Here is a 22,027-nt window from a genome sequence, read left to right as displayed (position 1 = left end):
GACACGGCACAAGTTGTGGCGCTATGTGTAACTCAGAGTTACATTTGATTCATGTCCCTCATCAACGACACCTTCAAGCGAGGAAGCGCCGGCGCGTCGAGCAGTCGCCACGGCCTTGCCTCCGGTGAGAGCCGCGACGCGATCGGCTATGCGATCGCCGGCCTCCAGAAGCTCGCCCAGAACGAGCTCATCGACCGGCTCGGGCTGCGCAAGCAGACCGAGCAGCTGGTCTTCACCGCCACCCGCAACGGCTTCAAGACCGCGACCGTGGCCGGTCGTCAGTTCGGCAAGGTCCAGCGGAAGTCGGGTCCGGGCAAGCGCCCCGCCACGGCCAACCGCTCCGGCCTCTTCGACCTGACGCCGACCGAGGACGAGCAGATGCTCGTGGACGTCGTCACCGACTACGCCACCGAGGTGCTGCGCCCCGCTGCCGCCGAGGCCAACGAGACGTGCGTCGCGCCGGCCGAGGTGCTGGCCGCGAGCCTCGAGATCGGGCTGCCGATCCTCGGCGTCCCCGAGGAGCTCGGCGGCATCACCGAGGAGCGCTCGGCCATGGCCGGCACCCTCGTCGCCGAGGCGCTCGGCCAGGGCGACATGGGCCTGGCCCTCGCCGCGCTCAGCCCCGGCACGGTCGCCACCGCGCTCGGCCTGTGGGGCACCGCCTCGCAGCAGGAGACCTACCTCCCCGCCTTCACCGGCGACGACGTCCCGGTCGCCGCGCTGGCGCTCACCGAGCCCACCGTCCTGTTCGACGTGCTCAACCCGACCACGACCGCCACGCGCTCCGGCGACGGCTACGTCCTGGACGGCGTGAAGTCGAGCGTCGTGCGCGGAGCTGACTCCGAGCTGTTCATCATCGGCGCGATGCTCGACGGCTCCCCGACGCTGTTCCTCGTCGAGTCCGGCGCGGAGGGCCTGAGCGTGGAGGCCGACCCCTCGATGGGCGTCCGGGCCGCCTCGCTCGCCAAGCTCGTCCTCTCGGGCGTCCAGGTGCCGGCCGAGGCCGTGCTGGGCGAGACCGACGGGTCGACGTACACCGAGTGCGTGCGCCTCTCGCGACTCGCGTGGTGTGCGCTCGCCGTCGGCACCGGCCAGGCCGTGCTCGACTACGTCACGAAGTACGTCAACGAGCGGGAGGCCTTCGGTGAGCCGATCAGCCACCGCCAGGCCGTCGCGTTCATGGTCTCCAACATCGCGATCGAGCTGCAGTCGATGCGCCTGGTGACCTACAAGGCCGCCTCCCGCGCCGCTGCCGGCAAGGACTTCTCGCGCGAGGTCGCGCTGGCTCGCCAGCTGTGCGGCAGCAAGGGCATGCAGATCGGCCTCGACGGCGTCCAGCTCCTCGGTGGGCACGGCTTCGTCAAGGAACACCCCGTTGAGCGGTGGTATCGCGATCTGCGTGCCGTCGGAATCCTGGAAGGTTCGGTGCTCGTCTGATGATCAATCTCGAGACCCCCAAGAAGCACCGCGTGCTCGTCGACCAGGCCCACCAGGTCGCGATGAACATGCTGCGCCCGATCTCGCGCAAGTACGACCAGGCCGAGCACGAGTACCCCAAGGAACTCGACATGCTCGCGGCCATGATCGACGGGCTGTCCGACTCGGGCTCCAACGAGGGCGCCGGCGCGACCGGCGTCCGTCGCGACGAGAGCGCCGACGACGGCTCCGTGAAGAACGGCGCCAACCTCGCCTCCGTCCTCTCGATCGCCGAGATGTGCTGGGGCGACACCGGCCTGCTGCTGTCCATGCCCCGTCAGGGCCTGGGCAACTCCGCCATCGCCTCGGTCGCCAACGACGAGCAGCTCAAGCGCTTCGAGGGCACGTGGGCCGCGATGGCGATCACCGAGCCGAGCACCGGTTCCGACTCGGCCTCGATCACGACCACCGCCCGCCTCGACGGCGACGAGTACGTCCTCAACGGCGAGAAGATCTTCGTCACCTCCGGTGACCGGGCCGACTCCGTCGTCGTGTGGGCGACCCTCGACAAGGCTCTGGGTCGCGCGGCGATCAAGTCGTTCGTGGTCAAGAAGGGCAACCCGGGCATGAAGGTGGAGCGGCTTGAGCACAAGCTCGGCATCCGCGCCTCCGACACCGCGGTCATCACCTTCACCGACTGCCGCGTGCCCGCCTCCGACCTGCTGGGTTCGCCGGAGGTGGACGTCAAGCAGGGCTTCGCCGGTGCCATGGCGACCTTCGACAACACCCGTCCGCTGGTCGCGGCGATGGCTGTCGGCTGTGCCCGCGCCTCGCTCGACCTGACGCGTGACCTGCTCGCGCAGGCCGGCATCGTCGTCGACTACGACCGCCCCGCCCAGGTGCAGTCGGCAGCCGCCGCGAAGTTCCTCCAGATGGAGGCCGACTGGGAGGCAGCGCACCTGCTCACCATGCAGGCCGCGTGGATGGCCGACAACCGCAAGCCCAACTCGCTCGAGGCCTCGATGGCCAAGGCGAAGGCCGGCCGCGTCGGTTCCGACATCACGCTCAGCTGCGTCGAGCTCGCCGGCTCGGTGGGCTACAGCGAGGCCGAGCTGCTCGAGAAGTGGTCGCGCGACTCCAAGATCCTCGACATCTTCGAGGGCACCCAGCAGATCCAGCTGCTGATCATCGCCCGCCGGATCCTCGGGCTGACCAGCGCCGAGCTGCGCTGATCCACCACATGATCCCCCGCATATGCGGGGGATCATCACCTTCCCGAGTGTTGCAACACTCGAGAACGTTCAGTTCCCCCGCTTATGCGGGGGAACTGAACGCATTTCGTACGGCGCCCCGCGGGCGATCAGTTGCGCGGGACCGGCGTCCGGTTCGGGATCGTCTCGTACACCTCGGGATCGAGCTGCTCGACCGAGCCGTCGGCGATCGAGTCGATCAGGCCGTCGAGGCCGGTCTCGACCTGCTTGACGAGCATGCCCCTGGCCTTCAGTCCCGTGGACTGGGTGTTCGAGCTGGTCTCGAACAGCACCGTCGCGCTGCCGCGCAGCGCGAACGAGCCCAGTGCCGTCCCGGGCAGGTTGGTGTCCTGCGGGTAGAGCGTCAGGTCGCCGAAGCCCGAGTCGCCCCGGTCCTGGAGGGCGTTGAAGATCGCGACGTTGGCGCGACGCGAGGCGTCGTAGTCGAACTTCGGCCAGTCGCCGTGCTCGTTCGGGTCGGCGATGAAGCGGGCAGAGATCGAGAGGGTCGAGAGGCGGTCGGTGCCCTCGACCAGGTAGCACGGACCCTGGTTGTGCAGGTCGACGAAGTAGTCGACCGTCTCGAACTCGGCCTCCAGGTCCCGGTAGACCTCACGGACGGTCTGCGCCTCGGGCGTGATGTACCAGCCGACCGATGCGCTGTTGCCGGGGAAGTCCGCAGGCTGGGGGACGTAGTCCAGGTCGGGGTTGAAGTCCCGGTTGACGTCGAAGCCGGGCACGTTGGCGTTGTAGTTCCACGCGGGTGCGACGCCAGCGAGCTGGGGGAACCGCTCGACCGTCTGGTCCCAGGACTGGTCGTTCTGCCGGTGCTGGTGCTCGCCGCCGTCGACGTTGAGCCGAGGGATCGCCACGATCGTGAGCTCGTCGCGCACCGCGGCGGCCTCCGCCGTACTGCCGCCCAGGTGCTGGAGCGTGTTCAGCAGCGCCTCCGTGCCGTGGTTCTCGTTGCCGTGGATCTGGGACTGCACCAGCATGACCGTGTCACCCGTGCCGACCCATTGGGGATACCCATGGGTAGAGCAACCCGCACGACGAAAGCCCCTCCCGGACCATCCGGGAGGGGCTTTCGTGCGGTACGGCGTCAGGCGGACTTGAAGGGGTCGTGCTGGGCGAGGACCTTGTCGAGGCGGGCGGCGTCGAGGCGGTGGACGACGGTGCTGTCCTCCTGCATGTCCCGCACGACCTTGGCGAGGGTGAACGACGAGGTGGTCAGGTAGAGGGTGCCGAGGGCCATGAAGCCCTTGATCCACGGGTCGGCCTCCATGAAGTAGATGCCGACGAGCATCGCGAAGAGCGAGGCTCCGAAGGAGATGGCGGCCTGGGCGGCGAAGGCAGTGGTGTTCTTGGCGGCGGTGCTCGGAGTAGGCATGGCAGAAGCCTCGCGGCTGCCGGCTCGCGGCGGACCTGTCGTGCTACCCGACCCTCCCTGAGTACGCCCGCTCAACCGGCACCAGTACGTTCGGGCCATGGCGCACATGAGTCCCGAGGAGTTCCGCAAGCAGGGTCACGCGGCGATCGACTGGATTGCCGACTACTGGACCGGCCTCGACGAGCTGCCGGTGCTCTCGCAGGTCGCGCCCGGCGCCGTACGCCGCAGCCTGCCGGCCTCGCCCCCGGAGACCGCGGAGCCCTTCGACGCGCTGCTGGCCGACCTCGACGAGCTCGTCGTCCCGGGCCTCACGCACTGGCAGCACCCCCGGTTCTTCGCCTACTTCCCGGCGAACTCCTCGCCGGCGGCGATCCTCGGAGACCTCGTCTCCAGCGGCATCGGCGCGCAGGGGATGATCTGGGCGACCAGCCCCGCGGTCACCGAGATCGAGCAGGTCGTCGTCGACTGGCTGGCCCAGGCCCTCGGGCTGCCCGAGCAGTTTCGCCTGACCGACTACGGGCGCGGTGGGGGAGTCATCCAGGACACCGCCTCGACGGCGACGTTCACAGCCCTGTTGGCGGCTCTGCACGCCGCCAGCGACGGGACGGCTCGCGAGAGCGGCGTGGGTGCCCGGAAGTGGGCCGTCTACGGCTCCTCGCAGGCCCACTCGTCGCTGGTGAAGGCCGCCATGATGGCCGGCCTGGGAGCAGAGTCGGTTCGCTCCGTCGAGGTCGACCCGGTCACGCAGGCGATGGACGTGACCAGCTTCGAGCGACTGCTCGCCGACGACATCGACGACGGGTGGACGCCGCTCTTCGTGCAGGCGGCTGTCGGGACGACCTCCACCGGCGCGATCGACGACGTCCAGGCCATCGCGGAGGCCATCGACGGTGTCGGGGCGTGGCTGCACGTCGACGCCGCCTGGGCCGGGGTGGCTGCCGTGTGCCCCGAGCACCGCGACCGGCTGCTGAGCGGCGTCCACCTCGCCGACTCGATCGTCACCAACCCCCACAAGTGGCTGCTCACCACCTTCGACTGCAGCGTGCTGTGGGTCCGCGACCGCTCGACGCTGATCGACGCGCTGACGATCACGCCCGAGTACCTCCGCAACCCTGCCTCCGAGTCGGGAGCCGTCGTCGACTACCGCGACTGGCACCCGCAGCTGGGCCGCCGCTTCCGCGCGATGAAGCTGTGGGCGGTCCTGCGGACCTACGGGCTCGAGGGGCTGCGCGCGCACATCCGTGACGGCGTCGACCTGGCGGCGTACGTCGAGGAGCTGGTCGCCGACGACGAACGGCTCGAGCTCGTGACGGCGCGGTCACTGAGCCTGGTCGTCTTCCGCCATGTCGGCGGTGACGAGCCGACGCTGTCGGCCATGCACCGGCTCAACGCCAGCGGCGTCGCCTACCTGAGCCACACCGTGGTCGAGGGCCGCGCCGCGATGCGCCTCGCGGTCGGCAGCTGGCGCACGACGCGCGCGGACATCGACACGACCTGGGCGGAGCTCCAGCGGGCACTATGAGGGCATGAAGGTCTATGCCGACGCACCCGGCCGACGCACCCGACAGCTCCTGGTCGACCTGCTCCTCATCGCCTGGCTGGTGATGTGGGCCTGGATCGGGCTGGTGGTCCACGACGGGACGATGGCGCTCGCGGCACCCGGCCGGCAGACCGACGCGTCGGCGTCGGCCATGGCGGGGCAGCTGCGCGACGCCGGTGGCCGGCTTGACGACGTGCCGCTCGTCGGCGAGGAGGTCGCGACACCGTTCGACCGGGCCGCGGATGCCTCCGACGGGCTTGCCGCGGCCGGCAGGTCGTCGGTGGCGGCCGTGGAGAAGCTGGCGCTCGTGCTCGGCTTCGCGATCGCGTTGATCCCGATGCTGGTGGTGCTGGCGTTCTACGTGCCGGGGCGGCTGCGCTTCGTCCGGGAGGCGACGGCGGGAGCGCGCTTCATCGACTCCGTCGACGACCTTGACCTCTTCGCGCTGCGTGCCCTGAGCAACCAGCCGATGCGCGTGCTGGCGAAGGTGAGCGACGACCCCGCCGGCGACTGGCGCCGGCGCGACCCGGACGTCGTGCGCAGGCTGGCCGAGCTCGAGCTCGCGGACGTGGGCCTGCGCCCGCGCCGCTTGCCCGCGGCGTAGATTCCGTCGGGTGCGCTTCCTCCACGACGCGGCCCCGCCGCACGACCTGACCTACGACGACGTCTTCATGGTGCCGCGGCACTCGCAGGTCGCCAGTCGTCACGATGTCGACCTCGCGACCGAGGACGGCACCGGTGCCACGCTGCCGCTGGTGGTGGCCAACATGACGGCCATCGCCGGCAAGCGGATGGCCGAGACGACCGCCCGTCGTGGCGCCCTCACGGTGATCCCGCAGGACATCCCGATCCCCGTGGTCGCCGACGTGGTGAGCTGGGTCAAGGGCCGCCACCACGTCTTCGACACCGCGATCGAGCTGCACCCGACCCAGACGGTGGCCGAGGCCCTGTCCCTGATGCCCAAACGCGCCCACCGCGCGGCCGTGGTCGTCGACGAGGGGCGACCCGTCGGGGTCGTCACCGAGCGCGACTGCGTCGAGGTCGACCGGTTCGCGCAGGTCGGGCAGGTGATGAACCGGCACCTCGTGCTGGTCGCCCACGACGCCGACCCGCGGGCGGTCTTCGACGAGCTCGAGTCCGCCAAGGCCGAGCTGGCGGTGGCCGTCACGCCTTCCGGGGAGCTCATCGGCGTGCTCACCCGGCTCGGTGCGCTGCGCGCGACGCTCTACACCCCGGCTGTCGACGCGACGGGTGGGCTGCGGATCGCCGCAGCGGTGGGCGTCAACGGCGACGTCGCGGACAAGGCAGCACGCCTGCTCGCGGCCGGCGTGGACACGCTGGTGGTCGACACCGCCCACGGCCACCAGGACCGGATGATCGAGGCGCTCAGGGTGATCCGGGCGCTCGACCCGGCAGTCCCGATCGCCGCCGGCAACGTCGTGGACGCCGCCGGTACCGACGCCCTGATCGACACCGGGGCCGACATCGTCAAGGTCGGCGTGGGACCGGGCGCCATGTGCACGACGCGGATGATGACCGGAGTCGGGCGCCCGCAGTTCTCAGCGGTGCTGGAGTGTGCGACCGCTGCCCGGGCGCGGGCAAGCACGTCTGGGCCGACGGGGGAGTGCGGCACCCGCGCGACGTGGCGCTCGCGCTCGCGGCGGGGGCCAGCGCGGTGATGATCGGGTCGTGGTTCGCCGGGACACATGAGTCGCCGGGCGACCTGATGCACGACGCCGACGGCCGTGCGTTCAAGGTGAGCTTCGGGATGGCGTCGGCGCGTGCCGTCGCCAACCGCACGTCGGCCGAGTCGGCGTTCGACCGGGCGCGCAAGGGCCTGTACGAGGAGGGCATCTCGTCCTCGCGGATGTATCTCGACCCCACGCGGCCGGGGGTGGAGGACCTCATCGACCAGATCTGCTCGGGCCTGCGGTCCTCGTGCACCTATGCCGGTGCCGCGACGCTGGGTGAGCTGCACCAGCGGGCCGTCGTCGGCGTGCAGTCCGCCGCCGGGTTCCACGAGGGAAGGCCGCTGAGCACGTCCTGGTGAGGACGTGCCCAGCGGGCACTCAGGACTTCGAGTCCTCCGAGACCGCTGACTCCTCGGAGTCCGCGGAGCTCTCGGGCTCCTGCTCGACCGTGAACCGGAAGTCGTCACCGTGCTCGGTGACACCGGCGATCACGGCGTCGTGGACGGCCTCGCGCGCGACGCGGGTGCGCACGATCATCGAGTCGGTGCTGAGATCCTTCACCAGCGCGACGCACAGCCCGATCATCACGAGGACGAACGGCACGGCCGCGACGATCGTGATCGTCTTCAGGCCATCGAGCGCGGTGTCGCCGCCGACGAGCAGCATGACCGCGGCCACGCCACCGGTGGCGCAGCCCCAGAAGATGACCGGGAGACGCTTCGGCTCGATCGCGCCGTTGGACGACAGCGAGCCCATGACGATGGACGCAGCGTCGGCGCCGGACACGAAGAAGATCGCGACCAGTGCCATCACCAGGATGCTGGCGGCCGTGGCGAGCGGGAACTGGTCGAGCATCGAGAAGAGCTGCCCCTCCACGCCGCCGGCGCCGTAGATGTCGACGCCGTCCATCTGCAGCTTGATCGCGGACCCGCCGAAGATGGCGAACCACACGAGGCTGACCAGGCTCGGCACCAGCAGGACGCCGGTCACGAACTGGCGGATGGTGCGTCCGCGCGAGATGCGCGCGATGAACATGCCGACGAACGGGGTCCAGCTGATCCACCAGGCCCAGTAGAAGACGGTGTAGCTGCTGAGCCACGCGGCGGCTTCCTCGCCCTCGACGTTGGTGCGACCCGCCATGGTGGGCAGCTCACGGGCGTAGGCAGCGATCGAGCTCGGCACCATGTTGAGGATGAACATCGTCGGACCGACGACGAACACGAAGGCCGCGAGCGACAGCGCCAGCACCATGTTGATGTTGGAGAGCCACTGGATGCCCTTGGCGACGCCGGACACGGCGGACAGCACGAAGCAGACGGTGAGGACCGCGATGATGGCGACCAGGACGCCGTTTCCGACCTGCCCGATGCCACTCACGATCTCCAGGCCCGACCCGATCTGGATGGCGCCGAGACCGAGCGACGCAGCCGACCCGAACAGGGTCGCGAAGATCGCGAGGATGTCGATGACCTTGCCGGCCGGACCGTGCGCGTGCTTGCCCAGCAAGGGCTCGAACGCCGCGCTGATCAGCTGCAGGCGACCCTTGCGGTAGACGCCGTAGGCGATCGCGAGGCCGACGACGGCATAGATCGCCCACGGGTGCAGCGTCCAGTGGAAGAGCGTGTGCGCCATGGCGGCCTCGGCACGCTGCGGGTCGGCAAGACCCTCGGTGCCGGGCGGGGCGAAGCCCTCCTTGTCGGCGAAGAACGTGAGCGGCTCGTTGACGCCGTAGAACATCAGTCCGATGCCCATGCCGGCGGAGAACATCATCGCCACCCACGAGATCGTGGAGAACTCGGGCTCGTCGTCGTCGCGACCGAGCGGGATGTTGCCGTACTTGCCCAGGGCCAGCCAGAGCGCGAAGACCACGAAGCCGGAGGCGGTGAGCACGAACAGCCAGCCGAGGTACTTCATCGTGCTGGTCAGTGCACTGCCCGAAGCGCTCGACAGGGAGGCCGTGTCGAGGAAGCCCCACGCCAGGAAGGCGACGGCGATCGCGGCGGTCACACCGAAGACCACCTTGTCGACGGTCTGGGGGCGAGCGCCCTCGGCCTCGGGCTCGACGTCGAGCGCGGGGTGCGGGATGACGGAGTCGGTGGGGGACTTGATGGAGCCCTTGATCGTGTGGTCGTGTGGCTTGTGATCGTGCGGCGGAGCCTGGGTCACGAGTTCGTGACACCTCCCGATGGGGTGAGTGCGGACAGGTTGGACAACCGTTCGACTGTAGGTGGTCTGGACCGCCTTTCGTCAACCCCCGACCCGCTAGCGTGACCCGGTGCACACTCTCGTCGTGGCCGCCACGGCCGCCGAAGCCGCTCATGTCCCTGCCTCGCTCCCGCTCGTCGTCACCGGCCTCGGCAAGACCGCGGCGGCCGTCGCGACCGCCCGTGCGCTGGCGTCGCTGCCGTCGCTCGAGGGGCTGACGGTGGTCAACATCGGCACCGCAGGGGCATTGCGCGACGACGTCGTCGGGCTGCACGAGCCGGGTGTCGTGCTCAACCACGACATCAACGCCGAGGTGGTCAGGTCGCTGGGCTACGACCCCCGCGAGCGCCTCACCGTGGGCACCTCGGAGATCGTCCTGGCCACCGGGGACGTCTTCGTCACCGATCCGGTCGTTCGGACGCGACTGGCCGCCCAGGCCCACCTCGTCGACATGGAGGGCTACGCCGTCGCGTGGGCCGCGCACGAGTTCGCCGTGCCCGTCCGGCTGGTCAAGCACGTCTCCGACTCCGCCGACGAGTCCTCGATGGACTGGCCGGCCATGGTCGAGGCCAGCGCCGTCGTGCTCGGGGAGTGGCTGCGGGAGAACTGCTAGCGCGAGCTGTTGGCCGAGCGACCGCGCACCACGCCCACGAACGCCTGGGTGTCCTCGGCGTCGCGGTCGAGGAGCCAGATCAACGCGATCTGCGTCGGGTCGAGATCGGTGACGGGGCGCTGCACGATGTCCTTGCGCTGGTGCAGACGCGCGATCGACATCGGCACGATGACGATGCCGGTGCCGGCGGCGACCGTCTCGATGGCGTCCTTCTCCGACATCGGCGGCCAGTCGAGCTGCTCGGCGTCAGGTCGCCAGCCGCTGGCGTGGGGGCGCACGAGCTGCTCGTCGGCGAGGTCTGCGAGGGCCACCGTGTCGGCGGCGGCCACGAAGTGCTCGGCGCCGGCGATGACGACCGGCACCTCGGCGTACAGGCCGATGCAGTGGAGGTTGTCGCGGTCGACCGGGAGGCGGACGAGCGCCATGTCGAGGTCGCCGTCGCGGACGCCGTGCTCCTGCTCGGACTCGAGGATCGGCACGAGGTCGAGCGGTTCACGACGACGCTCGCGCCACGCGCGGGCCCACTTGTCGGGGGTCGCGCCGGTGACGAAACCGACGCGGAACGGCGATGGCCTGCTCATGTGCGTCCAGCCCCTCGTCAGCGCTCGTCAGCCCCTCGGACGAGGGGCTGCTGCGCAGACACTATCGGCGCCGCGCGGTCCGCGAAGACCCACCAGCGCATCGTGGAGTACATCCAGGCGGCCTCGGCGCCCGCGGCCACGAGCCGGGCGATCAGGAAGGGCACCCCGGCCGCATGCAGGCCGCTGCCCAGGCCGAGGACGAGGGCGACGTAGTTGACCGCCACCACCAGCACCCAGCGCGCCACCTGCCCGGTGACCGGTCCGTGGGCGTGGAAGTTGAACCGCCGGTTGAGGAAGAAGGCCAGCCCGAAGGCGGTGGCATAGCCGATCGTGATGGCGAGCGGGTGGGGGAGACCCGCGCCCCTGTACAGCAGCGCGAGCAGGCCGAGGTCGACTGCGAACGTGAACCCGTTGATCAGCGCGAAGCCGACCAGGCTCACGGGGACCCGTCGGCGCACGGGCCGGGGCAGCAGCAGCCAGAGGGCGCGTACGGCGCGGGCGAACGCCCGGTCGATGCGCTGGCCGAGGGAGTCGGGCGGGCAGATCGGCGCCTCGGTCACGCACCACAGCGTGTCAGACCCCCGAAATGGCAACGAGCCCCGACCGCAGATGCGGTCGGGGCTCGTCGTGGTTACGTCAGGAGACGCGAACGTTCTCAGCCTGCGGACCCTTGGGGCCAGCGGCGAGGTCGAACTCGACCTTCTGGTTCTCGTCGAGCGACTTGTAGCCGTCGGTCTGGATCGCGGAGAAGTGGACGAACACGTCCTCGCCGCCACCATCCTGAGCGATGAAGCCGAAGCCCTTTTCAGCGTTGAACCACTTGACAGTTCCCTGAGCCATGATCTTTGTCCTTTGTTTCGTGCCGGGGGCACTGTGCCCCGAGCTGCTGAAGACACCTGTGCTGATGTCCAGCGAACCGAAAACCAGGAGTACGAGATACAAGCCGCAACATCGTGCGCGGCCAGGACGACACGTGATGCCGTCCCTTCAACAAGAGCAACGATACGGCATGGGCCCCAAGAACCAAGTTTCGGCGCAGAGGCGCGTGTCGCGCCGCGCCGAAACGGGCCCTCGACGGGCTCAGAGCAGGCGGCCGCAGTTCGGCCACGGGGAGCGGCCGCGCGACTTGTAGAGCAGCTTGGCGCGGTAGGTCTGCTCCTCGGCCGAGGCGTGGTGCGGCATGCCGGAGCCGCCGACGCTGCCCCACGTCCCGACGTCGAACTGGTAGAGGCCGTAGTAGCCCGCGGGGTTCACCGCGCGGGGGTTGCCACCGGACTCGCAGTCCGCGAGGGCGCCCCAGTTCAGGCCGTCCGTGCCCGGCACCGACCAGGGCTCGCGGCCCACGAGCACCCGGCGCGACCGCGGCTCGACGACCAGGGTGCGGTCGACGACGCGGTAGCGCACCGGCTCGCCGTTGTGGAAGGTGCGCAGGGCGACGATCTCGCGCACGCCCGGCTTGCCCTCGCGGACCACCTTGCGACGGCCGGGGGCGAGCTTGGTGGTCGGGACCTCGACGACACCAGGGCGGACCCGGGCGCTCTTGGTCTTGCGCTGCTTCTCGACGGTCACCATGCGGACGGTGTCGCCGTTGCGGACGCGCTTGCGGGCGCCGGAGACCTCGCGGCCCTCGCGGACGACCTCGACCAGGTCGTTGTCGTCGACAGCGACGCCCTGGGCCTCCACCACGGCGACGGGCCAGGCGCGGGGGGCGACGGCCACCTCGACGGCAGGCTGGGTGGCCACCTTCAGACGGACGGACACCTGGCGACCGGCCTCGGCGGTGCGGGCGGTGTCGGCCTGCTCGGGTGCGGCCACGGCGGCGGGCGCCAGGGAGATCGCCAGGACGGCCGCGACGGTGCCGGCGGCGATCCCGCGCAGGCGGTGGGGGGCAGGGGTGTTGGTTGCATCTCGCACGTGCAAGACCTCACGAAGTCTCATGCGCCGCAGGGGGCGCTCGGACGCGACGCCGTCTTCCGGGCATCGAGGCCGCGGCGTACGACACCTCACGATGGGGAGGCGCCTCACGGTGGAGGGGCACAGCCAGCGGCTCCACCACCAGAACACGACTTCCGGGTCCAGTCGAATCGCGCGGTCGTCGATTTCGACGTTTCCACGCGTGTACGGCGGGCCGGGCGTGATCAGGTTCACGCTGGCCTACCCTTCGCGGGTGGCGGTCAACCGAAGTCGTCGAGCCAGGGCGGTGCGCAAGCGCAAGCGCCGGATGGACAGCGTCGAGCACGACCTCAGCGACGCCCAGTGGTCAGCCCTCAAGGCCGCCTGGGGTGGGTGCGCCTACTGCGGCGCGAGCGACCGGGTGCTCCAGCGCGACTGCGTGCTTGCGCTGTCGCGCGGCGGGCGCTACACCCTCGACAACATCGCGCCGGCGTGCGGTTCGTGCAACGCCAGCAAGTGCAACGACGAGGTCACCAGCTGGCTGCGTCGCAAGCGGCTGGACGAGGGCGCCTTCCTGGTCCGCCACGTCGAGATCACGCGCGACCTCGCGCAGGAGTTCGGCGCCGTACCGACCGATGGGGCCGGGCCCTGATGCCGAGCGGTGCCCATTTGTTGCACGAATGTGGATTTTCTGTGCAACTTCTGAGGATGTCCGGGCCGTAGGTTTCTCATCAGAACCACCCACGGACCCGAGACCGTGGGTGGTTCTAACTATTTCCGGCCTCCACGAGGGGGACGACCTCGGTGCCGAGGAGCTCGATGCCGCGGAGCAGGTCGCTGTGCGCCAGCCGTGGGTTGGTCATCTGCAGTGACAGCCGGTCGACGCCGCCGAGCTGCTGCGAGACCCGGCGGATCTTGTCGGCCACCGTCTGCGGGTCGCCCATGAAGAAGGCGCCGTTGGGGCCGGACGTGGCGTCGAACTGCTGCCGGGTGGGCGGCGGGAACCCGCGCTCGCGGGAGACCTTCGTGAACATCTCCTCCCAGCCGGGATAGATGGTGTCCGCCGCTGCCTGCGTGCTGTCGGCGACGAAGCCGAAGACGTGCAGGCCGACCTGCAGCCTGTCGGGGGAGTGACCGGCCTCCGCGCCGGCGCGGCGGTAGAGCTCGACGAGCGGCGCGAACTGGCGCGGCTCGCCACCGATGATCGCCACCATCAGCGGCAGGCCCAGGTGGCCAGCGCGCGCGAACGACGACGGGGTGCCGCCGACACCGACCCAGATGGGCAGCGGGTCCTGCATCGGCCGGGGATAGATGCTCTGGTGGTCCAGGGGCGGGCGGTGCCGCCCGGACCAGGTCACCTCGGTGGAGTCGCGGATCTGCAGCAGCAGGTCGAGCTTCTCGGAGAACAGCGAGTCGTAGTCGGCGAGGTCGAGGCCGAAGAGCGGGAAGGCCTCGGTGAACGAGCCGCGGCCCACCACGAGGTCGATCCTGCCCTGGGAGATCAGGTCGAGGGTCGCGAACTGCTGGAACAGGCGCACCGGATCTGCCGCGCTCAGCACGGCCACGGCGCTCCCGAGCCGGATGCGCTGCGTGCGGGCGGCCGCGGCCGCGAGGATCACCGGCGGCGCGGAGTCGTAGTACTCGCTGCGGTGGTGCTCTCCGATGCCGAAGGAGTAGAGCCCGACCTGGTCGGCGAGCTCGATCTCCTCCAGCAGGTGTTCCATCCGCTGCGCGGCTCCGATCACCTCGCCCGTGGACGGGTCGGTGACGGTCGAGACGAAGCTGTCGATCCCCAGGTGCATGGCACTCCCTCACTCTTCGGTCGGTGCTCGCATCGTTCCACGGCCGGGCAACGCCTGTGCCTCGAGCGCGACGCCCGGCTTCCCGGCGTCGGCGTAGGACCGGACGATCGAGGTGGTGAGCGGGAAGTCGATGGCCAGGTCGCGGAAGAGCAGTCCGGCCGCCGTCGCAGCCGCCGCCGTGGCCTGCGCCGCGACCGCCTCGGCGAGGTCGGTGGGCGTGTGCACGACGACCTCGTCGTGCAGGAAGAACACCAGGTGCGGGCGGGCGTCAGGCTCGCCCAGGCGCCAGAGCCGGTTGCGCAGGTCGGCGATCCAGCACAGCGCCCACTCCGCGCCGGTGCCCTGCACCACGAAGTTGCGGGTGAAGCGGCCATACGTACGGCGACGGCGGGCCTCGCCCTCCGGATCCGCCCGCGCGGCGTCCGGGTCGAGAGCCCAGGAGTCGCCCAGGGCAGGGCAGCCGCGCCCGAGCAGCGTGCGCACGACCTGGCCGCGCTCGCCGGCGCGGGCTGCCTCCTCGACCAGCCCGAAGGCGGCGGGGTAGCGCTTCGTGAGCCCGGCGACCATCCGGCCGCTCTCACCGCTGGTGGCGCCGTACATCGCTCCCAGCAGACCGAGCTTGGCGTCGTTGCGGGTCGCGACCGCCCCGTCGTCGACCATGCCCTGGTAGAGGTCGGTGCCCTGGGCCGCCTTGGCGAGCGCCCGGTCGCGGCTCATCCCGGCCAGCACGCGCGGCTCGAGCTGGGCGACGTCGGCGACCACGAGGCTCCACCCGTCGTCGGCGACCGCCGCGGACCGGACCTGCACCGGGAACGACAGCGCGCCGCCCCCGTTGGAGGACCAGCGCCCGGTGACTGAGCCGGCGGGTTGGTAGGACGGCCGGAACCGGCCACCGCTGACCCACTGGTCGGCCCAGGACCACCCGTTCGTCGAGAACAGGTGGGCGAGCTGCTTGTAGCGCAGCAGCGGGGCGACGCCCGGGTGCTCGATCGCGCGCAGCGACGACGCGCGGGTGTCCGCGACCTCGACCCCGGCGCGGCGCAGCGCCGACAGGAGCTCGGGGCGAGAGTCGGGATTGAGCCCGGGCGCTCCGAGGGCGCGGCGGATCTCGTCGGCCAGTGCCTCCAGCAGCGACGGACGGGCACCGCGCGGCGGCCGCGGGCCGAGCTGCTCGGTGAGCAGGCGCTCGTGGATGTCGACGCGCCACGGCACCCCCGCATGCGTCATCTCGGCGGCGACGAGAGCGCCCGCGGACTCCGCCGCGAGCAGCAGGCCGAGCCGCGCGGCGTCCGGTGACGCCGCGACCGCTGCGAGCTGCCGGGCATCCTCGCGGTCGGCGCGCAGGTGCTCGGCCGTGTCGTCGACGGAGAACAGCGCAGGGTCCGACGCCACGCTCGGCCCGAGCCGGTCCCAGGCCGCCGACTCGTCGCCCGCGAGCAGGGCGGTGTCGACGGCGGGTGCCCGTCGCAGGAGGTGACGCACCAGGCGCAGGTCGTGGCAGCGCTCGACGCGCAGACCAGCGGCCAGGAGCGGGGGATACCACCGCGCGGTGTCGTCCCAGACCCAGCGCGGGCCCTCGGACTCCCGCTCCTCGACGTACGCCGCAAGGTCGGCCAGGTCCAGCACGCGCTCCGCGCCGGCGTCGACCACCAGCACGCGATCGCCCGGGAGACGCGACAGCGAGACCCGGGTCATGGGGGACAGCCTTCCGCACCAAGGTGTCGTGAAATGAAGAAAAGGCCCCGTGGAGCCGGAGCCTCTTCAGTGTCCGAGGGGGGACTTGAACCCCCACAACCGTTAAAGGTCACTAGCACCTCAAGCTAGCGCGTCTGCCAATTCCGCCACCCGGACGAGTGCTGGAGAACAGTATCAAGACGGGCAGGAAACTCCCGCATCGGGGTGACCCTTCGAAACGGCTCCGAACCGAGGCAGGATGTGGACATGTCGCAGACCCCGGAACGACGGCCCGACGCAGCGGCCTACGACCCCGCAGCGGAGGTCGTGGAGCTGTGTCGCGAGCTGATCCGGATCGACACGAGCAACTACGGCGACGCCGACGGACCGGGGGAGCGCAAGGCCGCGGAGTACGCCGCCGGGCTCCTCGACGAGGTCGGCATCGAGTCGCGCCTCTTCGAGCCCGAGCCGGGGCGGACCTCGCTGGTCGCGCGCTGGGGTGGCGGCGACGGGCGGGCCCCGCTGCTGGTCCACGGCCACCTCGATGTCGTCCCCGCCGCCGCGCAGGACTGGCAGGTGGACCCGTTCTCCGGCGAGATCCAGGACGGGTGCGTGTGGGGCCGCGGGGCGGTCGACATGAAGGACTTCGACGCGATGCTGCTCAGCGTCGTCCGGGCGCGCGCCACGGCCGGCAGCCCGCCCGAGCGGGAGATCGTGATCTGCCTGACGGCGGACGAGGAGGCGGGCGGCCACAAGGGCGCCGAGGTGCTCGTCAACGACCACCGCGACGAGCTCGCCGACTGCACCGAGGCGATCGGCGAGGTGGGCGGCTTCAGTGCCACCGTCCGCGGTCGCCGGGTCTACCTCATCGAGGCCGCCGAGAAGGGCATGGCCTGGATGAAGCTGACCGCCCGCGGTCGCGCCGGGCACGGCTCGATGATCAACACCGACAACGCCGTCACCCGGCTGTCCGGAGCGGTCGCGCGCATCGGTGCACACCAGTGGCCGGTCCGGCTCACGCCCACGATGGAAGTGTTGCTCGCGGCGGTCGCCGACATCGCCGGCACCGAGGCGACCCCGGAGAACGCGGAGGCGCTGATCGACGAGTTCGGGAGCGCCGCCCGGATGCTCGGCGCGGTCATCCGCAACACCGCCAACCCCACGCAGCTCGGCGCGGGCTACAAGGTCAACGTCATCCCCACCGAGGCGACCGCCCACATCGACGGCCGCTTCCTGCCCGGCTACGAGGACGAGTTCTTCGACACCCTGCGCGCGCTGGCCGGCGACGGCATCGACATCGAGTTCCTCTCCCACCAGCAGCCCTGGGAGACGCCCTACGACGGCGACCTGGTCGCCGCGATGACCCGCTCGCTGATGGCCGAGGACCCGGACGCCGTCGTGGCGCCGTACCTCATGAGCGGGGGCACCGATGCCAAGCACTTCAACAAGCTGGGCATGCGCTCCTACGGCTTCGCTCCGCTGCGGCTGCCGGCCGAGCTCGACTTCACCGCGCTGTTCCACGGCGTGGACGAGCGGGTGCCGGTCGACGCGCTGGAGTTCGGGGCACGGGTCTTCGACCGGTTCCTGGACCAGATCTGACGATCAGCCGAAGAGGGTCAGCCGCTGGCGGATGATCTTGCGGCGCAGCACCACGCGACGCACGCCGTCGGTGCCGATCCGCAACCGGTCGAGCTCCCAGCCGCCGAACTCCGCACGCTCGACGAGCATCCGCGTCACCACGTTGCGCGAGAAGTCGCGTGGCAGAGTCAGCGTGTCGAACTCCCACTCCACACCCGGGCGGGGTGGTCGTCGGTGCTCGCGGGGCATGGTTCAGTCTCCGCTCACGTCGTCGAGTGCGTCGAGGATCTCGGGCGGCAGCGCCAGCTCCTCCACCCCGAGCGCTCCGCGCAGCTGGGCGGCGGTGCGGGCACCGACGATGGGGGCGGTGACGCCCGGTCGGTCCCGGACCCAGACCAGCGCCACCTCGAGCGGGCTCCAGCCCAGGCCCTCGCCGGCGCGGGCGACTGCCTCCACGATCCCGCGGCCACGCTCGTCGAGGTAGTGGTTGACGAAGCTGGCGAAGTGGGGCGAGGCGGCACGCGAGTCGGAGGGGGTGCCGGTGCGGTACTTCCCGGTCAGCACCCCGCGTCCGAGCGGCGACCAGGGGAGCACACCGAGGCCGAGCGCGGCAGCTGCGGGCAGCACCTCGTGCTCGATCCCACGGGCGAGCAGGGAGTACTCGACCTGCGTCGAGGCCAGCGGCGTCCGCCCCGGGACGGCGCGCTGCCAGGTCGCGGCCTGGGCGGTCTGCCAGCCGGTGTAGTTGGAGACGCCGACGTAGGAAGCGCGACCGGAGGACACCGCGAAGTCGAGGGCCGCGAGGGTCTCCTCGAGCGGGGTGTCGTCGGTCCAGACGTGCACCTGCCACAGGTCGACGTGGTCGACGCGCAGCCGCTTGAGCGAGGCGTCGAGGTTGTTGAGCAGATGACCGCGTGAGGTGTTGGTGACGCGCTCGCCGGTCCGCCGTGAGATCCCCGCCTTCGTCGCGAGCACGACATCGTCGCGGGCGATCACGTCGCCGAGCAGGGTGCCGATCAGCTCCTCGCTGGCACCGTCGCCGTAGCCGGCGGCCGTGTCGAGCAGGGTGCCGCCCGCCTCGCAGAAGGCGATGAGCTGGTCGCGAGCCTCGTGCTCGTCGGTGTCACGACCCCAGGTCATGGTGCCGAGGCCGAGTCGGGAGACCTTCAGACCGGTGGAGCCGAGTGAGCGCTGCTGCATGCGCCGAGATTAGCCACGCGGGCCGAGCGAGCCCCCACGGCTCGCCGTACTCGCGGCACGTAGGCTCCTGCGACGTGTTCGACCTGCTCAAGGCCGTGGTGCTCGGCACCATTCAGGGCCTCACCGAGTTCCTTCCCATCTCCAGCAGCGCCCACCTGCGGATCTTCCCCGAGCTCTTCGGCTGGGGCGACCCGGGCGCGGCCTTCACCGCCGTCATCCAGATCGGCACCGAGCTCGCGGTCCTGATCTACTTCCGCCACGACATCTGGCGGATCGGCAAGGCGTGGGTGCTCTCGCTGTTCAAGCCGGAATGGCGCGGACACCTCGACTCCCGGATGGGCTGGTTCATCATCATCGGCTCGCTGCCGATCGTGATCCTGGGGATCCTGCTCAAGGACGTCATCGAGAAGGACTTCCGCAACCTGTGGATCATCGGCACGACCCTGATCGTGATGGGCATCGTGCTGGGGATCGCCGACCGGTTCTCGCGCAACGACAAGAAGATCGCCAACATCACCCTGCGCGACGCCGTGCTGATGGGGCTCGCGCAGGCGATGGCCCTGATCCCGGGCGTCTCGCGCAGCGGCGCGACGATCTCGATGGGCCGGGCTCTCGGCTACGAGCGCGAGGCCGCCACCCGCTATGCCTTCCTGCTCGCGATCCCGGCGGTCGTCGGCGCGGGGCTCTTCGAGCTCAAGGAGATCCCCGGCGGCAGCAACGCCTACGGCTGGGGCCCGACCCTGGTCGCCACGATCGTCAGCTTCGTCGTCGGCTACGCCGCCATCGCCTGGCTGCTGCGCTACGTCTCGACCAAGTCCTACACGCCGTTCGTGCTCTACCGCGTGGTGCTCGGCTCGGCCACCCTGATCCTGGTCGGTGCGGGCGTCCTCAACGCCTGACCTGGCGCAGCGTGGTGGCGAGCAGCGCCAGCGCGACCAGCTGGCTGAGCGCGACGGCGATCACCAGGGCGGGCAACGACCGGTCGTAGAGCCACCCGGCGCCGGCCCCACCGGCGATCGCCAACGCACCCTGAATGCCTGCGAACACGCCGTACGCCGTCGCGCGACGCTGCGCCGGCACGAGATCGGCGACGGCCGCCTTGATGGTGGAGTCCTGCACGCCGTGGGCGAAGCCCCAGACCGCGACCCCCACCAGCACGAGCGCGTACGAGCCGCCGAGGGCGAGCGCGGGCACGATGGCGACGAGCACCGGCACGACGAACAGCACCTTCGCCCCGGTGCGGTCGTAGACCGAGCCGACGACCAGCGCCGCGACCGCCTCCACGGCCATCGCGCCGGCGTAGACGAGCGGCACGGCCGCGACGGGCACGAGCCCGTCGACGGTCAGGTGGTACCCGATGATCCCGAAGGTGACCAGCGCCCCGGTCGTCAGCGAGCAGGCCAGGGCGTAGCGGAAGAACACCGGCGGCAGGCCGACGCCGACCGCTTCGGCGAACCAGCGTCGCGAGGGCTCGGGCGCGGCCGGAGAGGCTGAGGGGTCGTAGACGGACGGGTCGGGCACGCGCCGGCACAGGACGACCAGCAGCACCATCGCGATCGCGCCGGGGACGGCGAGCACCGCCATCCCGGCCCAGATGGACGCGCCGGCGACGACTGCGGCCACCACCAGGGGACCGGAGAACGCCCCGACCTGGTCGAGCGCCTTGTGCACTCCGAAGCCCCGGCCGCGCCCGACGGCGCCCGCCGCATGGGCGAGCAGGGCCGACTTCGACGGCGAGCGGACGGCCTTGCCGAGGCGCTCGAGCAGGATCAGCACGATCGCGAAGGCGAGTCCGGCCGTGCCGAGCCGCGGGGCGAACCACAGCAGCGGCACGCACACGGCGGTCAGGCCGTAGCCGATGATCGTCAGCGACCAGTAGCGCCCGGTGCGGTCCGCTACCGGGCCGAAGAGCAGCCGCAGCACCAGCGCCATCGCCTCGCCGGCACCGGTGACCAGGCCCACGACCAGGCCGGAGGCGCCGAGGGCGGCCAGGATGGGGCCATACATCGAGCGTGCACCCTCGTAGACCATGTCGGCGGCAAGGCTGACGAAGCCGAACCACCAGACGACCTGCCACGCACTGAGGCGGGGCGCCGCGGCGACGGGCGCGGAGCTCACAACCAGCCGGACTTCTTGAACAACGCGAAGAGTGCGGCGGAGACACCGATCATCAGGGCCATGGCGAAGGGGTAGCCGTAGGCCCAGTGCAGCTCGGGCATGTGGTCGAAGTTCATGCCGTAGATCCCGGCGATCAGGGTGGGCACCACGACCAGTGCTGCACCGGCCGAGATCTTGCGCATGTCGTCGTTCTGCTGCACCGAGATGCTGGCGAGGTGGGCGTCGAACGCGGTCGACAGCAACCCGTCGAGGTTGTCGACGACCTCGACGACGCGGTGGAGGTGGTCGACGACGTCGCGGAAGTAGGTCGCGGTCTCCTCGTCCACGCCGTCCATCTGGCCGGTGGCGAAGCGGCGCATCGGCTCTCGCAACGGCATCACGGCTCGGCGTACCTCCGCGATCTCCCGCTTGAGCGTGTAGATGCGGGCCGAGTCGTTGGTGCGGGTGGGGGAGAAGACGGACTCCTCGACCTCGTCGACGTCCTCCTCGAGGGCCGCGCCGACACGTTCGTACTCGTCGACGACGCGGTCGCAGATGGCATACATCACCGCCATCGGGCCGTGCTCGAGCACCTGCGCGCGCTGCTCGAGGTCGCGGCGCGACGTCGCCAGGTTGATCCCCTCGCCGTGGCGGACGGTCACGACGAAATCCGGGCCGACGAAGACGTTGATCTCCCCGGTCTCGACGGCGTCGAACTCATCGACGTACCACAGAGTCTTGAGCACCATGAAGAGCGTGTCGCCGTAGCGCTCGACCTTCGGGCGCTGGTGGGAGTCGCCCGAGTCCTCGACCGCGAGCGGGTGCAGGTCGAAGGTGGCGGCGATCTGCTCCAGCTCGGCCGGGGTCGGGTCGTGGATGCCGACCCACTGGAAGTCGCCGGGGCCGCACGGCACCCGCGCCTGCCCCAGGCTCGGGTCGTCGCCGTCCAGCGGGACGCGCACTCCCTGGTGGTAGAGGGCGTTGTCGACGATCACGATCGTCAGGCTAGTGGCAGGCCCACGGATTTCGTCGCGCCGTCGCGCCCTCGCGGGCTCGGACGCGGGCTTGCTCAATCTCCCTCCCCACGCCAGGCACTC

21 protein-coding genes, 1 tRNA gene and 1 pseudogene are annotated in these 22,027 nt (G+C 70.6%); 9 read left to right on the top strand and 14 right to left on the bottom strand.

The features are described 5' to 3' along the window. The first annotated feature begins 51 nt into the window (after nt 1-51). Nucleotides 52-1,437 (top strand): acyl-CoA dehydrogenase family protein, encoded by a 1,386-nt coding sequence (locus C9J87_RS09785; protein WP_010832838.1) that lies wholly within the window; start codon nt 52-54, stop codon nt 1,435-1,437. Continuing rightward, the gene (locus C9J87_RS09780; RefSeq protein ID WP_107705439.1) at nt 1,437-2,648 is read left to right on the top strand and encodes an acyl-CoA dehydrogenase family protein; all 1,212 of its coding nucleotides are present in this window, start codon (nt 1,437-1,439) and stop codon (nt 2,646-2,648) included. The genes C9J87_RS09785 and C9J87_RS09780 overlap by 1 nt, the downstream gene beginning before the upstream one ends. A 128-nt stretch (nt 2,649-2,776) precedes the next feature. On the opposite strand, the gene C9J87_RS09775 is transcribed toward C9J87_RS09780, so the two are convergent. Continuing rightward, nucleotides 2,777-3,661: a M14 family zinc carboxypeptidase gene (locus C9J87_RS09775; RefSeq protein WP_107705438.1), complete on the bottom strand. Its 885-nt coding sequence runs from the start codon at nt 3,659-3,661 to the stop codon at nt 2,777-2,779. Nucleotides 3,662-3,768: 107 nt separating this feature from the next. Then, a complete protein-coding gene (locus C9J87_RS09770) occupies nt 3,769-4,056 on the bottom strand; it encodes a YiaA/YiaB family inner membrane protein (RefSeq protein ID WP_010832840.1) in 288 nt (95 codons plus the stop codon). A 97-nt stretch (nt 4,057-4,153) separates the two neighbouring features. Here C9J87_RS09770 and C9J87_RS09765 point away from each other — a divergent pair, with 97 nt between their 5' ends. The 3 genes and pseudogenes from C9J87_RS09765 (at nt 4,154) to C9J87_RS09755 (ending at nt 7,646) form a co-directional block, all read left to right on the top strand. Further along, a complete protein-coding gene (locus C9J87_RS09765; protein ID WP_198652323.1) occupies nt 4,154-5,578 on the top strand; it encodes a pyridoxal phosphate-dependent decarboxylase family protein in 1,425 nt (474 codons plus the stop codon). Nucleotides 5,579-5,582: 4 nt separating this feature from the next. Then, nucleotides 5,583-6,200: a hypothetical protein gene (locus C9J87_RS09760; RefSeq protein WP_107705437.1), complete on the top strand. Its 618-nt coding sequence runs from the start codon at nt 5,583-5,585 to the stop codon at nt 6,198-6,200. A gap of 10 nt (nt 6,201-6,210) precedes the next feature. Further along, nucleotides 6,211-7,646 (top strand): annotated as a pseudogene (locus C9J87_RS09755) (GuaB1 family IMP dehydrogenase-related protein). A gap of 19 nt (nt 7,647-7,665) precedes the next feature. Here C9J87_RS09755 and C9J87_RS09750 read toward each other — a convergent pair. Continuing rightward, nucleotides 7,666-9,453 (bottom strand): BCCT family transporter, encoded by a 1,788-nt coding sequence (locus C9J87_RS09750; RefSeq protein WP_010832844.1) that lies wholly within the window; start codon nt 9,451-9,453, stop codon nt 7,666-7,668. A 109-nt stretch (nt 9,454-9,562) separates the two neighbouring features. On the opposite strand from C9J87_RS09750, the gene C9J87_RS09745 reads away from it, so the two are divergent. Then, nucleotides 9,563-10,105 (top strand): nucleosidase, encoded by a 543-nt coding sequence (locus C9J87_RS09745; RefSeq protein WP_107705436.1) that lies wholly within the window; start codon nt 9,563-9,565, stop codon nt 10,103-10,105. Here the strand turns inward: C9J87_RS09745 and C9J87_RS09740 are convergent. The 4 genes from C9J87_RS09740 to C9J87_RS20230 all read right to left on the bottom strand — a co-directional run bounded on the left by C9J87_RS09740 (nt 10,102) and on the right by C9J87_RS20230 (nt 12,600). After that, the gene (locus tag C9J87_RS09740; RefSeq protein ID WP_107705435.1) at nt 10,102-10,686 is read right to left on the bottom strand and encodes a LysR family transcriptional regulator substrate-binding protein; all 585 of its coding nucleotides are present in this window, start codon (nt 10,684-10,686) and stop codon (nt 10,102-10,104) included. The two genes, C9J87_RS09745 and C9J87_RS09740, sit on opposite strands and share 4 nt — an antisense overlap. 17 nt (nt 10,687-10,703) lie before the next feature. Further along, on the bottom strand, nt 10,704-11,246 hold the full coding sequence (locus tag C9J87_RS09735; RefSeq protein ID WP_198652322.1) for a GtrA family protein: 543 nt from the start codon (nt 11,244-11,246) through the stop codon (nt 10,704-10,706). 76 nt (nt 11,247-11,322) lie between these two features. Next, entirely contained in the window at nt 11,323-11,526 is a 204-nt protein-coding gene (locus C9J87_RS09730) for a cold-shock protein (RefSeq protein WP_036490641.1), read from the bottom strand. A 240-nt stretch (nt 11,527-11,766) separates the two neighbouring features. Continuing rightward, nucleotides 11,767-12,600 carry a resuscitation-promoting factor gene (locus C9J87_RS20230; protein WP_232820018.1) on the bottom strand — a complete coding sequence of 278 codons (834 nt, stop codon included), beginning with the start codon at nt 12,598-12,600 and terminating at the stop codon, nt 11,767-11,769. A gap of 253 nt (nt 12,601-12,853) precedes the next feature. Between C9J87_RS20230 and C9J87_RS19950 the strand changes: the two genes are divergently transcribed. Next, nucleotides 12,854-13,231 carry an HNH endonuclease gene (locus C9J87_RS19950; protein ID WP_232820017.1) on the top strand — a complete coding sequence of 126 codons (378 nt, stop codon included), beginning with the start codon at nt 12,854-12,856 and terminating at the stop codon, nt 13,229-13,231. Between the two features lie 115 nt (nt 13,232-13,346). Here C9J87_RS19950 and C9J87_RS09715 read toward each other — a convergent pair whose 3' ends face one another. The 3 genes from C9J87_RS09715 to C9J87_RS09705 form a co-directional block, all read right to left on the bottom strand. After that, nucleotides 13,347-14,381: an LLM class flavin-dependent oxidoreductase gene (locus C9J87_RS09715; protein ID WP_107705433.1), complete on the bottom strand. Its 1,035-nt coding sequence runs from the start codon at nt 14,379-14,381 to the stop codon at nt 13,347-13,349. Nucleotides 14,382-14,390: 9 nt separating this feature from the next. Continuing rightward, complete coding sequence (locus C9J87_RS09710; protein ID WP_107705432.1) at nt 14,391-16,076, bottom strand: bifunctional 3'-5' exonuclease/DNA polymerase; 1,686 nt, start codon at nt 16,074-16,076, stop codon at nt 14,391-14,393. Nucleotides 16,077-16,146: 70 nt separating this feature from the next. Continuing rightward, nucleotides 16,147-16,232, bottom strand: a tRNA-Leu gene (locus C9J87_RS09705). 90 nt (nt 16,233-16,322) lie between these two features. On the opposite strand from C9J87_RS09705, the gene C9J87_RS09700 reads away from it, so the two are divergent. Then, nucleotides 16,323-17,654, top strand: a complete 1,332-nt coding sequence (locus C9J87_RS09700; protein WP_107705431.1) for a M20/M25/M40 family metallo-hydrolase — start codon at nt 16,323-16,325, stop codon at nt 17,652-17,654. 3 nt (nt 17,655-17,657) lie between these two features. Here C9J87_RS09700 and C9J87_RS09695 read toward each other — a convergent pair whose 3' ends face one another. Continuing rightward, entirely contained in the window at nt 17,658-17,882 is a 225-nt protein-coding gene (locus tag C9J87_RS09695) for a DUF5703 family protein (protein WP_051204179.1), read from the bottom strand. 3 nt (nt 17,883-17,885) lie between these two features. After that, nucleotides 17,886-18,833, bottom strand: coding sequence for an aldo/keto reductase (locus tag C9J87_RS09690; RefSeq protein ID WP_010832853.1), 948 nt, complete (start codon nt 18,831-18,833; stop codon nt 17,886-17,888). A 74-nt stretch (nt 18,834-18,907) separates the two neighbouring features. On the opposite strand from C9J87_RS09690, the gene C9J87_RS09685 reads away from it, so the two are divergent. Next, complete coding sequence (locus C9J87_RS09685; protein ID WP_107705430.1) at nt 18,908-19,732, top strand: undecaprenyl-diphosphate phosphatase; 825 nt, start codon at nt 18,908-18,910, stop codon at nt 19,730-19,732. Here the strand turns inward: C9J87_RS09685 and C9J87_RS09680 are convergent. Next, nucleotides 19,722-20,951, bottom strand: a complete 1,230-nt coding sequence (locus C9J87_RS09680; RefSeq protein WP_232820016.1) for an MFS transporter — start codon at nt 20,949-20,951, stop codon at nt 19,722-19,724. The genes C9J87_RS09685 and C9J87_RS09680 overlap by 11 nt on opposite strands. Continuing rightward, nucleotides 20,948-21,925 carry a magnesium/cobalt transporter CorA gene (gene corA / locus C9J87_RS09675; protein ID WP_107705429.1) on the bottom strand — a complete coding sequence of 326 codons (978 nt, stop codon included), beginning with the start codon at nt 21,923-21,925 and terminating at the stop codon, nt 20,948-20,950. The genes C9J87_RS09680 and corA overlap by 4 nt, the downstream gene beginning before the upstream one ends. Nucleotides 21,926-22,027 lie beyond the last annotated feature (102 nt).

The sequence above is a fragment of the Nocardioides allogilvus genome, assembly GCF_003047285.1.
In the GTDB taxonomy this organism is placed as follows: domain Bacteria; phylum Actinomycetota; class Actinomycetes; order Propionibacteriales; family Nocardioidaceae; genus Nocardioides; species Nocardioides allogilvus.
The sequence above is the reverse complement of the archived record's forward strand: the minus strand, read 5'-3'. Positions and strand labels throughout refer to the sequence as shown.